Origin of the sequence: Nocardiopsis sp. NPDC050513 (assembly GCF_044457925.1) — a bacterium.
GTDB lineage: Bacteria > Actinomycetota > Actinomycetes > Streptosporangiales > Streptosporangiaceae > Nocardiopsis.
Window position 1 is genome coordinate 100,573 of sequence record NZ_JBITHK010000010.1, and the last position, 12,238, is coordinate 112,810.

Annotated in this window: 8 protein-coding genes; 3 read left to right on the forward strand and 5 right to left on the reverse strand. The window is 74.1% G+C overall.

Annotated features, from left to right (window positions below; all coding sequences use genetic code 11):
* Window positions 1-60: 60 nt before the first annotated feature.
* The gene (gene treY / locus ACIBFB_RS19005) at window positions 61-2,451 is read right to left on the reverse strand and encodes a malto-oligosyltrehalose synthase (RefSeq protein WP_397231817.1); all 2,391 of its coding nucleotides are present in this window, start codon (window positions 2,449-2,451) and stop codon (window positions 61-63) included.
* A 190-nt stretch (window positions 2,452-2,641) separates the two neighbouring features.
* On the opposite strand from treY, the gene pstS reads away from it, so the two are divergent.
* On the forward strand, window positions 2,642-3,796 hold the full coding sequence (pstS, locus tag ACIBFB_RS19010; RefSeq protein WP_397231820.1) for a phosphate ABC transporter substrate-binding protein PstS: 1,155 nt from the start codon (window positions 2,642-2,644) through the stop codon (window positions 3,794-3,796).
* Window positions 3,797-3,849: 53 nt separating this feature from the next.
* Here pstS and ACIBFB_RS19015 read toward each other — a convergent pair whose 3' ends face one another.
* From ACIBFB_RS19015 to ACIBFB_RS19030, 4 genes are all read right to left on the reverse strand, one after another.
* Window positions 3,850-5,442, reverse strand: a complete 1,593-nt coding sequence (locus ACIBFB_RS19015) for a glycosyltransferase (RefSeq protein ID WP_397232046.1) — start codon at window positions 5,440-5,442, stop codon at window positions 3,850-3,852.
* Between the two features lie 140 nt (window positions 5,443-5,582).
* Window positions 5,583-6,596 carry an NlpC/P60 family protein gene (locus tag ACIBFB_RS19020; protein WP_397231822.1) on the reverse strand — a complete coding sequence of 338 codons (1,014 nt, stop codon included), beginning with the start codon at window positions 6,594-6,596 and terminating at the stop codon, window positions 5,583-5,585.
* Window positions 6,597-7,084: 488 nt separating this feature from the next.
* Complete coding sequence (locus ACIBFB_RS19025) at window positions 7,085-8,983, reverse strand: alpha/beta fold hydrolase (protein ID WP_397231824.1); 1,899 nt, start codon at window positions 8,981-8,983, stop codon at window positions 7,085-7,087.
* Window positions 8,984-9,366: 383 nt separating this feature from the next.
* Entirely contained in the window at window positions 9,367-9,846 is a 480-nt protein-coding gene (locus ACIBFB_RS19030) for an Rv3235 family protein (RefSeq protein WP_397231826.1), read from the reverse strand.
* A 148-nt stretch (window positions 9,847-9,994) separates the two neighbouring features.
* On the opposite strand from ACIBFB_RS19030, the gene ACIBFB_RS19035 reads away from it, so the two are divergent.
* Window positions 9,995-10,819: a glycerophosphodiester phosphodiesterase family protein gene (locus ACIBFB_RS19035; protein ID WP_397231828.1), complete on the forward strand. Its 825-nt coding sequence runs from the start codon at window positions 9,995-9,997 to the stop codon at window positions 10,817-10,819.
* A gap of 8 nt (window positions 10,820-10,827) precedes the next feature.
* Window positions 10,828-12,234 (forward strand): MFS transporter, encoded by a 1,407-nt coding sequence (locus tag ACIBFB_RS19040; RefSeq protein WP_397231830.1) that lies wholly within the window; start codon window positions 10,828-10,830, stop codon window positions 12,232-12,234.
* The last annotated feature ends 4 nt before the right edge of the window (window positions 12,235-12,238 follow it).

The following is a 12,238-nucleotide window of genomic DNA, read 5'->3' on the forward strand; positions in this document are numbered from 1 at the left end:
GCGGTGGCCGGCCCGTCGGGGAGGTGGCCGGGCCGCCGCGCGGCGGCCGTGTCGGGGACCTCACGCGCGGACCAGGACCGCCACCGGATAGTGGTCGAGCAGGTCGGCGAGCGGGGCGGCGGTGAAGCCGTCCACGCGCGTGGGAGCGAGCGCGCGGCCGGTGAGCCGGTCGGTCCATGATCCGGGGCCCGACGGGAGCGGCAGCGCGGTGTCGCGCCAGCCGCCCTCGGCGGCCAGGGCGAGCGGCAGGCGGGTGGCGACGGCGACGACGTCGGGTCGGTGGCCCCCGGCCGAGGTGCGGGCGAAGGCGAGAGCGTGGCGGGCGGCCGGTCCGCTGGCGGTGAGCGGGAGGTAGCCGCCGGGGCGCAGCTCGCGGCGCAGGCGCAGGCAGGTGCGCACGAGGTGGAACTTGGCCGCGCCGGTGTCGTCGAGGGGCGGGCGCCAGCCGCGTTCGACCCGTTCGAGCACGTCGGCGCGGACGGCCCAGTCGACGGGGCGGCGGTTGTCGGGGTCGACGAGGGACAGGTCCCACAGTTCGGCGCCCTGGTAGACGTCGGGGACGCCGGGCCCCAGGAGTTGCAGGGTTCGTTGGCCGAGGGAGTTGCTCCATCCGGCGTCGCGGACGGCGTCGGCCATCGCGGCCGCCTCGGCGCAGAGCTCGGGATCGCCCAGGACGCGGGCGGGCCAGGCGCGGACGTGCTCCTCGAAGTCGGGGTCGGGGTCGGTCCAGGAGGTGCCCAGGCGGGCCTCGCGGGCGGCCTTGAGCAGGTAGTCGGACAGGCGGCGCTCGTCGATCGGCCAAGCGCCGACGAGGGTCTGCCAGCCCAGGAGGTTGAGGGAGGGTTCGGGCAGGGCGCGGCGGTCGGTCCAGCGGCGCACGGCCGCGGTGAAGTCGCCCGCGATCTCGGACAGGGCGGCCAGGCGGGCGCGCACGTCCTCGGAGCGCTTGGTGTCGTGGGTGGACAGGGCGGTCATGGTGTGCGGGGCGGTGGCCTCGCGGTGCGCGGCGCGGGCGTGGAAGTCCTCGGGGGCCAGGGCGGGCTGGGCGGGGTCGCCGCCGACCTCGTTGGCCGCGACGAACCGGGTGCCCCGGTAGTAGGCGGTGTTCTCGACCCCCATCGCCATGACCATGCCGCTGGTCTGCTGGATGCGGCGGGCGGGTTCGCCCTGGGGGTCCGCGCGGACGCGGCGGTCGATGACGGCCAGGTCGAAGGCGAGGTCGGGACGGCGGTCGGCGGCGCGGCGCACGGCGCGGGTCCAGGCGGCCTCGGCCTCGGGCAGGTAGGAGCGGTAGACGTCGAAGGAGCACAGGAGTTCGGCGACGGCCTCCTCGCGTTGGCGGACGGCCATCGCGGAGGGCCGGGGGGTGCTGTCCGGGGGTTGGGCGGGCAGGAGCGCGGCGATCCGGCGCACCTCGGTGCGCAGGAGCCGGCTGGCGGCCTGGCGGCGGGCGTGGGCGTCGGCGTGCCCGGTGTCCACGTCCACGCCCTGGTCGACGGCCAGCGCGGTGAACTCCGGCAGGCCGTCGGGGTCGACGAAGACCCCGCACACCTCGCGCAGCGCGTCGTACCCGGTCGTGCCGTCGACGGGCCAGGACTGGGGCAGGGCCTCGTGCGGGGCGAGGATCTTCTCGACCACGAGCCACCCGTCGAAGCGCTCGGCGAGGCGGCGCAGGTAGCCGCCGGGATCGGTGAGGCCGTCGACGTGGTCCACGCGCAGCCCGTCCAGCTGCCCCAGGTCGGCCCAGCGCAGGATCTCGGCGTGGGTGGCGTCGAAGACCCCGGGTTCCTCGACGCGGACGGCGGCCAGTTCGCTGACGTCGAAGAATCGGCGGTAGGTGAGTTCGGCGTCGCCGCGCCGCCAGGACACCAACCGGTAGTGCTGGCGTTCGTGCACCTGGTCGGGGGTGTCGCCGGGGGTGTGGGTGCCGGGTGCGAGGGGGTAGCGCTTGTCGTGGTAGGCCAGGCAGCCGTCGGCGACGGCGAGGTCGTCCAGCGCGGCCCGGCCGCCGTCGCCGTCGTCGGCCAGGACGGGGACGAGCAGCGGACCGGCGTCGAAGTCGACGTCGAAGCAGCGCGCGTAGACCGAGTCGCGGCCGTGCGCGAGCACGTCCCACCACCAGGCGTTGGCGGCCGGGTCGGCGACGGACATGTGGTTGGGGACGATGTCGACGACCACACCGATGCCCAGGTCGTGCGCCTTGTCGACGAGGGCCTCGCGGGCCGCGTCGCCGCCCAGGGCCGGGGCGACCTCGGTGGGGTCGACGACGTCGTACCCGTGCTGGGAGCCGGGCGCGGCGGTGAGCAGCGGTGACAGGTAGACGGCGCCGACCCCCATCCGGCCGAGGTGGTCCAGCAGCGCCGTGGCGTCGGCGAGGGTGAACCCGGGCCGGAGCTGGAGGCGGTAGGTTGACGTCGGCGCGGCCGTGGCGGCCGTGTGGTGTGCGCTCATCACGCAGGACACCTGCCCAGGCGGCGCGCGTGTCATGCACGGCGGGCGGGCCGCGCGATGAGCGGCATCCCGGAGCCGCGTTGGGCGTGCGCGCCCGGCGGTGGCTAGACTCGACGGCGGCCTCCCACCACCTGCGAAGACGCATCCGCGCCCGCGCCCACCGACACCGACGAGAGGGTTTGAAGTAGTCGTGCTCCCGTCCCACAAGCACTCCCAGTCCCGCGTCCGGCGCCGTGGCGCCGTCCACCGGGGCGCGGCGTCCGCCGCGTTGGCCGGTCTGATGCTGGCGGCCACCGCCTGCGGCAGCGACGACGCCGTTCCCGGGGGGCTCCAGATCGCGACGCCCGAGGACGTCGAGTGCTTCTCCGGGAGCCTGTCCGGTGCGGGCTCCAGCGCCCAGGAGAACGCGATGACCACGTGGATCGCGGGGTACCAGACGGCGTGTGAGGGCGCCCGGGTGTACTACGACTCGATCGGGTCCGGAGGTGGTCGCAGCCAGTTCATCGACGGCGCCGTCGACTTCGCGGGGACCGACGCGGCGATGAGCCCGGAGGAGAACGCCGACGCGGCGGAGCGGTGCCACGGGTCGGACACCGTCAACCTGCCCGCCTACGTGGTGGCCATCGCCGTGGTGTTCAACCTGGACGGCGTCGACTCGCTGGACCTGCGTCCCGACACCCTGGCGAAGATCTTCAACCAGGAGATCACCCGCTGGAACGACCCCGAGATCGCCGAGACCAACCCCGGCGCGGACCTGCCCGACCTGGCGATCACCCCCGTCAACCGGTCCGACGACTCCGGCACGACCGAGAACTTCACGCGCTACCTGTCCGCCGCCGCGCCGGACGCCTGGCCGCACGAGGCGGACGGGCAGTGGCCGATCAACCCGGTCGAGTCCGCGCAGGGCAACAGCGGCATCGCCGACACGATCGAGCGCGCCAGCGGCGCGATCGGGTACGTGGAGATGTCGCACGTGCACGGGATGTCGACGGTGGACCTGGGCGTGGGCGACGAGTTCGTGGAGATCTCGCCCGAGGCCGCGGCCCAGGTGGTGGCGGACTCCCCGCGCCGTGAGGACAACGTCAACGAGTTCGACCTGGCCCTGGACCTGGACTACGGCACGACCGAGCCGGGCAGCTACCCGATGGTGCTGGTCAGCTACGAGGTCGTGTGCGGCGAGTACGACGACGCGGCCACGGTGGAGCGGCTCCAGGCCTTCCTGCGCTACGTCGTCAGCCCCGAGGGGCAGCAGAACGTCTCGGACGAGACCGGGTCGGCCCCGGTCAACGACGCCCTGCGCGAGCAGCTGCTGGCCTCCATCGACTCGATCGGGGTGCGCGACTGAGGCGCTGACGGCTTGGGGCGGGGGCCCGGACCGGCCGCGGCCGGTCCGGGCCCTCAGCCGTGGTCGCGTGAGCGGCGCGGCCTGCCCCGCCAGGTGCGCAGCCAGGACCCGATGCGGCCGCGCCCTCCCGTCTCGGGGGCGTGCTCGGGCTCGTGGGCCGGGCACACCTCGTCGCCCGTGCCGTCGGTGAACCGGGGCCGTGTGTCGGGGGCCGGTCGCGGCGGGGGCGGCACCGACCGGTACAGCGACAGGTCGGTGAGGGTCTCCTCCCCCGCGTGGATGCGGTAGCGGCCGTGGAGTTCGGCGACCACGTCGCCCAGGTCCTCGCCGTCGCCGCGCACGCGCAGCGCGCGGGCCAGTGCGCGGGTCCGCCACAGCCGCACCCCGGCGTCACGGGTGGGCGAGGTGGCGGGGAAGAGTTCGGTGAGCCCGGCGCGGGCGCGCTCGGCGCTGGCGAGCATGCGGGAGAGCGCCACCTGCCCCAGGCCCCACGCGACGGGCACGCGCAGCAGGAACGGGGAGGGGAACCCGGTGCGCGGCATGGTCGAGGCGAAGGAGACCCGGGGTTCGCCCAGGTAGTTGGCCTGGACCAGGCGCAGGTCCAACTGGGGGTCGCCGACGTGGGCGGCCGGGGATCCGGCTCCCTCCCAGTCGGCGACGAGGGTCAGGCCGAGGTCGGTCTCGGCGCTGTCCAGGATCCGGTCGACGCAGCCGCGTACGAGGTCGTAGGGGGCGCCGGAGACGTCGACGGCGGCGTGGACCAGGGGGACGCGCCTGCGGTGGGCGGGCAGGAGTTCGCGGTAGGCGTGGGGGTGGGGCATGAGTTCGGCGAGGACCTCGGTGCGGAAGCGCTCGGAGGGCAGGCGGGTGCGGGTGGTGGTGGCGCGGCCCACGTGCCAGGCCGTGGCGGAGCGCTCGGGCACCATGACGGCGCCCGCCTGCCACAGCCGGTAGCCGAACTCGGTGTCCTGGCCCAGGTCGAGGTCGGGGTCGACCCCTCCGGCGGCCTCGTACAGGCTGCGCCGCAGTCCCGCGGCGGAGCCCACGTAGGCGTGGAAGCCCAGGTGGTCGGCTTCGCGCAGGTCGGCGCTGTCGCGCACCAGGTGTTCGACCCACTCGTGGTGGCGGCCGGTCTCCAGGGTGTCGTGCAGGGTCCGGGTGCGGGCGCGGGCGATCACGTCGCAGGGGTCGGTGGGACCGGTGTCGGCGAAGCGGACGCGGCCGAGGGTGACGGCCTCGGCGTGGGTGTGGTGCCAGCGGGCCTGGGCCTCGACGAACTCGGGGCAGGCGATCATGTCGGCGTCCATCCAGACGAGGATGTCGCCGGAGCTGGCGTGGGCGCCGAGGGCTCGCGCGTACCCGGCGCCCCAGACTCCCTCGGGCGCGCGCAGGACGCGGCAGTTGCGGGGGCGGGCGGCGGGGAGCCGCAGCGGGGGCGCGGTGTGGATGTCGACGACCACGACCTCCAGGAGGTGGTCGGGGTAGGTCTGCACGGCCAGGGCGGCCAGGGCGAGGTCGAGGCGGCGCTGTCCGCCCCGCGCGGGGACGACGACGCTGACCCGCAGCTCGGGGGTCCACTGGCCGAGCCGCGGCGGCGTCAGTGCGCTCCAGTCGTTGCGGAAGACGCGAGTGCGCACGCGTTCCACGCGGCCGCGGTGGGACACTCCGTCGACATGAGACGCTACGTGCTTATTCAGTGACACAGAGTCACTATAGCCATGATTCCCACCGGCGTGGCGACGATCGCCGATGTGTTACGAAACGGTCGCGCCCAGGCGTCGGCCGGTCAGCGTCCGGATCCGCCCGCGTCGGTCCTGAGCATCGTGACGCCGAGCCAGACCACCCCGATGACGAGGGCGACCTCCTCCAGCGGCTTCGAGGGGTTCGAGCCGTGGATCATGTTGCCGTTGCCCGAGTAGACGCCCACATGGCTGGGCGCCGACTCGTCGTAGAAGAACAGCAGGTCACCGGGCCGCACCTCGTCGCGGGAGATCCGCGTACCGGCGTTGACCTGGTCGTAGGTGGTCCGCGGCAGGTTGACGCCCGCCTGGGCCCAGGCCGCCTGCACCAGGCCGGAGCAGTCGTAGGCGTCGGGGCCGGTGCCACCCCACTCGTAGGGCTTGCCGATCTGGGCGCGGGCGAAGTCCAGGACCGCCTGCACGTCGCCGGAGGCGGCGACCTCGGCGCCCGTGGCGGCGGCGCCCGCCGTCGGGTCCTCTCCGCCCAGGTCGGCCAGGACCTCCTCCTGCTCCTCCAGTGCGGCCTCGCCCTCGGCCTGTGCGGTCTCGGCCGCCTCCAGGGCCTCGGCCGCGGCGTCCTCGGCGGCGGCGGCCTCCGCGCGGAGCTCCTCGGAGCGCTCGACCTCGGTGATGTAGTCAGCCAGCACGACCTGCTGTCCGGCGGACAGGTAGTCCAGGTCGGCGATGTTCTGGAGGGCGTCGTCCGGCGAGTCCCGGAAGAGCACGCCGAACAGGCTGTGCGTCGCGCCGGTGTAGGCGGACTGGGCGATCTGGACGACGTCGGAGGACATCGTCTCCAGGTCCTCCTGGGCCCGGGCCAACCGCTCCTCGACGTCCTGGAGTTCGGCCGCGGCCGTCTCGTGGTCCTGTTCGGCCTGGTTGTAGGCCTCGTTGAGCTCCGACAGCTCGCGCTGGAGCTCCTCGAAGCGGTTCTGGGCGTCCTCGGCGGAGGTGTCGGCCAGGGCGGCGCCGGACGAGAGCAGGACGGCGCCGGCCGCCACGCATCCGACCGTCGCGAGTCGGTACCGTCCGCGCACACGGGATTCCGGGTTGCGAGTCAAGGGATCGACTGCCTTTCTCCCACACCCGTCTACCGCCGCCGGGCATCGCCGAGGACACGCCCCGGGCGGGCGTGCGGCGCATGCGTGGGCGGGGGATCCGGCTGCGGCGCGAGGGCCGTGGGAGGTGGGCCGGGCGTGATGTGCGGCGGCCTCTGCTCGTGGGAAAGAGGGCTGCGGGCGAGCAGAGTGCGACGGAAACCGGACACTGTCCCCCTTGTGGGGATCACTCGGGCGTTCCGGCTTGATGGGAACACTAAACCATCGCCGACCGATTCGCTACCCGTTCGTTACCTTCCCTTGGGCAACCCTCTTGACCTGCGGACTCACCCCTTCGGCGGCCGAATCGCCGGTGGCGCGGGGGCATCCGCGACCCCCGGGAGCGACCCGGGGGCCTGAGACGGCCCGAACCGCCGCCCCGGTTCTGTGCGATACCTCACACCGGAGCCGGAAGGGGTCGGGGCGGCGCGCCCCGACCCCCGCTGAACGGCTCAGAGGTGCCGGGACCACCAGTCGAGGACGGCCTCGAAGCGGGCGACCCGGTGACTGGGCAGCCCCGTGCGCGACAGCTCGTGCCCCTCGCCCGGGAACAGCAGCATCTCGGCCTCGTGCCCGCGCGAGCGCAGCGACACGAACAGGCGCTGCGCCTGCTCCACGGGGCAGCGCCAGTCCTCCTCCGAGTGGATGATCAGGACCGGGACGTCGATCCGGTCGGCGTAGGTGAGCGGGCTCTCCTTCGCCCACGTCTCGGGCGGGCCGTACAGGGGTCCGGGGAAGAAGGAGCCGATGTCGGACGAACCCTGGAAGCTGTCGATCATGTTGACGGCGCGCTCGGTGATCGCGGCCCGGAACCGGTCGCCGTGGTTCGCGGCGATCCAGGTCGTCATGAAGCCGCCGTGCGATCCGCCCATGACGCCCACCCGCGCGGAGTCCAGGCGTTCGTCGCGCAGGGCCTCGTCGAGGAAGGCGAGCACGTCCGTGGCGGTGACCGCGCCGACCGAGCCGATGATCGCGCGGCCGTGTTCGTGCCCGTAGCCCGACGAGCCGCGCGGGTTGCACATGACCACCGCGTACCCGGCCTCGACGTAGACCTGGGTCTCGTCGAAGAGCTGCCAGCCGTACTGCGCGAACGGGCCGCCGTGGATCATGAGCACGACCGGGTGCGGGCCCTCCCCCTCAGGCAGGGTCACCCAGCCGTGCACGGGGTACCCGTCGGCGGTACGGGCGGTCAGCTCCGTCATCGGGCGGGGGTCCAGCCCCTCGGCGAAGGAGGTCAGGTCCTGCTCGCCGTCCTCGGTGACCCGCACGAGCTCGCCGCTGCCCGCGCCGTCGGCGACCACGGCGACGGTCACCCCGCCCCGGTGGTCGAAGGAGCGGGTCTCCACCGGCCCGCCGACCAGGGTGGTGGGCTCACCCCCGTCGAACGGCACCCGGACCAGGTGCACCGCTCCCCGGTTCTCGATCCGGGTCACCAGGCCCTCGGGGGTCACCTGGACCTCCCCGGTCACACGCGGGCCCTCCTCCGGGGTCAGCCGGGTGGGGGCGGCCGAGCCGTCCGCCGGGGCCGACCACACGCCCGTGGTCCGGCCGACGAAGTCGTTCAGGTCCGGGCCGAGCTCGTCGGCGAGGAAGTAGACCGTGGCGCCGTCCGCGGAGAAGCGGGGGGCCTCGGCGCAGAGGTCCCCCGCGGTGACGCGGCGCGGCTCGGCGCCCGCCTCGGGGGCGCACACCCACACGTCCTCGACCAGGTCGGTGTCACGGGTGGCGTGGCGGGCCGCGGCGAAGGCCAGCAGGGTGCCGTCCGGGCTCCACGCGGGGGCGCCGTGGTCGGCGTCGGCGTCGGTGACCTGGACCGGGTCGCCCGGCTCGCCGGAGGGGTCGATCGGCGCGGTGACGAACACCTGGGGGCGGCGGTCTCCGGTGAAGCCGAGGCCGTCCTCGCGGTACTTGAGCCCGGTGATCCTGCGGGGCGGCTCCTTGGCGGGCTCGACGCCCGCGTAACGCCCGGGTTCGGGGACGCGCGCGGTGTAGGCGATGCGGGTGGAGTCCGGACTCCAGCGGACGCCCGCGACGCCGAGCGGGTGGTCGGTCACCTTCCAGGGCTCGCCGCCGTCGGCGGGCAGCACGTGGAGCTGGGCCTTCTCGGCGTCGTCCGGGCGGAGGAAGGCGATCCACCCGCCGTCGGGCGACCAGACGGGGGCGTCGTCCCTGGTGCCGCGGGTGAGTTGGCGGGGCGGCTCGGAGCCGTCGGTGGGCACCGACCACAGGGCGCCGGTGTAGGCGTCCTCCTCCAGATCCGGGCGGATCACGGAGAAGACGGCGCGGGTGCCGTCCGGCGAGAGCCTGGGGGCGCTGATGCTGTGCAGGTGGACGATGTCAGAAGGTCGCATACGCCGATCTCGGCCGCCCCGGCATGGGGTGAGCCGGGCGGCCCCTCCTTTTCCTTGGCGGCGGGTCCGTTGTCCGGGGGCACCGTGTGGCTGGCACGACGGAGGGGTGGTCGTATCCCGAGCGGGTGGGACGGGACCGCCGTCCGGACGGGCCGGTTCCCACCCGATCCGGGAGGAACCGACCCATCGGGACCCTATCCGCGCCTCCCCCGGGAAATCCAGGACATCAGGGCCCCCGATCCACGCGTGGGCGCCGCCGGTGCGGCGCCGCGCACCCGCCGCCGCGCGGACACCGCGCAGCGTGGTCACGCCCAGAGGGGCACCACGCCGCGCGGCCACCGTTCTTCACGGAGAGGGACCGGTCCGTGCGACGCGCCGCACGTTCACCGCGGGCTCTGCCGGGACCGTGCCAGCGAACCGTGCAGGCGGTCGGTCTCCAGGTGCGTGCACACCCACCGGTCCCCCGCGCGGCGGGCCCGGAAGGCGAACGCCCGCGCGCGGTGGTCGCAGGCGATCACGGCGCTGACCTCCAGGGACGCGGGCGGAAGCACCTGGTGGAACACGCGCCCCAGCCTGGGCGCGATCCCGCACGGCACGCTGGCGCGCAACCGGCGCAGCTCCTCCCGGACCGGGACGGCCAATTGGTCGCGCATCACCTCCGGCGCGCGGCGGCCCACCAGGACCTCCGCCATCCGCTGGGCCAGCGTGTACACGTCGTCCGGGGTCCGGTGGCCCTGGAGCGGGGTGCCGCACCGTCCCCGGCGCGGGCGGCGGAGCGGGGTCCTGGCGGGGGTGACGGCGGGCCGGTACGTCGGGGTGCAGGCAGGACGCGGGCACAGCGGGTGCCGGGCGGCGTGGGCCATGGAGGGGTCCCTTCCGAGGAGTGGTCGTGCGCCTTCACCGGACACGGAGGGCCGGGCTCCGCTGACCGGCCACCGGGAATTCCAGGTTTCTCGGCCGCGACGCCGTCCGGGGAACGGCCCGTCCCGCGCACGCGGCATACTGACCAGGGTGACCAACGCGTACCTTTCCTCCCCCGCCCCGTTGGCCCTCGCGCACCGGGGCGGGTGGATCACCGACGACCGGGGCGTCCGGCGCACCGAGCTGGAGAACACCGCCGTGGCCTTCCAGCACGCCGTCGACCTGGGGTACACCTACCTGGAGACGGACGTGCACGCCACCGGCGACGGCGTCCTCATGGCGTTCCACGACCGCACCCTGGACCGCGCCACGGACATGGGCGGCGCCATCGGCGACCTGCCCTACCGCGAGGTCGCACGGGCCCGGGTCGCGGGACGTGAGCCGGTGCCGGTTCTGGAGGACCTGTTGGGCGCCTGGCCGGAGGCGCGGTTCAACATCGACCTGAAGTCGGACGACGCCGTCCTCCCCCTGCGCGACGTCCTGCGCCGCACCAACGCCTGGGACCGCGTGTGCGTGGGCTCCTTCGACCAGTTCCGCCTGGACCGGGCGCGCCGCCTCCTCGACCGCCCCGTCGCCACCTCCTGCGGTCCGGTCGACGTCGCCCGACTGCGCGTGGCCTCCCTGTCGCCGCTGCTGCGCGCGCTGGCCAGCCGGGTCCCGGTGTGCGCGCAGATCCCCCTGTGGCAGGGCTCCTTCCCCGTGCTGAGCCGCGACCTGATCCGCACCGCCCACCGCCTGGGCCTCCAGGTGCACGTGTGGACGGTCAACGACACCGATGTCATGGAGCGCCTGCTCAACGCCGGTGTGGACGGGATCGTCACCGACAACACCGTCGGTCTCAAGCGGGTGCTCACCCAGCGCGGCCGGTGGCCCGACGGCGCCCGCGGCGCCGGCAGAACCACGAAGAACGGATAGCGTCCCCCATGGTCAACGCCCCGGAGCCGACCACCACCGGCTCCCCCTCCCCCGATCCCCTCCAGCGCAGGCGCGAACAGCGCGGATGGTACGTCTACGACTGGGCCAACTCGGTGTTCATCACCTCGGTGGTGACCGTGCTGATCGGCCCGTACCTGAGCAACCTGGCGTGCGTCTCGGCCGGCGCGCCCGACGCGGAGGCGTGCCAGGACCCGTCCCTGTCCATCGCGCCGCTGGGCGTGGACGCGATCACCCTGCACCCGAACGCGCTCTACCCGGCGCTGACGACCGCGGCGATCCTCCTCCAGATCGTCCTGCTGCCCGTCGTCGGCGCCATGGTCGACCAGTCCCGGCACAAGCGGCGGTGGCTGGTCTGGCTCGCCGTGGGCGGTTCGGCGTGCACGGCGGGCCTGTACGCCGCCACCGGCGGCTACCAGGTGGCCGCCGTGCTGTTCGTGCTGGCCAACGTCCTGTACGGGCTCTCGATCGTCGTGTACAACGCGTTCCTGCCCGAGATCTCCACCCCGGACGAGCGCGACCGGGTGTCGGTCACGGGCTGGGGGATCGGGTACCTGGGCGGCGCCCTGCTGCTGGCCGTCCACCTCGGGCTGGTGCTGTCGGCCGGCGCGCTGGGGATCGGCACCGACCACGCGGTGCGGATCGCGTTCGCGTCCGTCGGCCTGTGGTGGGCGGGGTTCACCGTCCTCGCCGTCCGGCCGCTGCGCGACCGCTACGGCGCGCTGGCCCTGGCCTCACGGGGGCGGCCGAAGGTGGGGCAGTCCCTGCGGCAGTTCGGTCACACCCTGCGCGACATGCGCAAGTATCCGAACACGGTCCTCTTCCTCGTCGCGTTCATCTTCTTCAACGACGGCATCCAGGCCGCCATCCGCTACGCCGCGCCGTTCGCCAGCCAGGACCTGCGCCTGGACGAGAGCGCGCTGATCATGACGATCCTCGTCATCCAGTTCGTCGCCTTCGCGGGCGCGTTCGTGGCGGGGCGGGTGGCGCGGACGGTCGGCACCAAGGCGACGGTGCTCGGATCGCTCGTGGTCTGGTGCCTGCTGGTCGCCCTGGCCTACTTCCTGCCCGCGGGCGACGTGCCGCTGTTCGTCGCCATGGGTGTGGGCATCGGTCTGGTGCTGGGCGGCACGCAGTCGCTGGCGAGGTCGATGTTCTCCCAGCTGATCCCCAAGGGCCGCGAGGCCGAGTACTTCAGCCTGTTCCAGATCTCCGACCGCGGGTCGACGTTCCTGGGGTCGCTGGCCGTCACGGTCGCGGTCAGCCTCACCGGCGGCTACCGGGTGGCGATCGTCTCGCTGATCGTGTTCTTCGTGCTGGGCGCCGTCCTGCTGTGGCGGACGCGCATGCGCGCCGGGATCGCGGCGGTCGGCAACGAGGTGCCGAGCCGCCTCTGAGCCC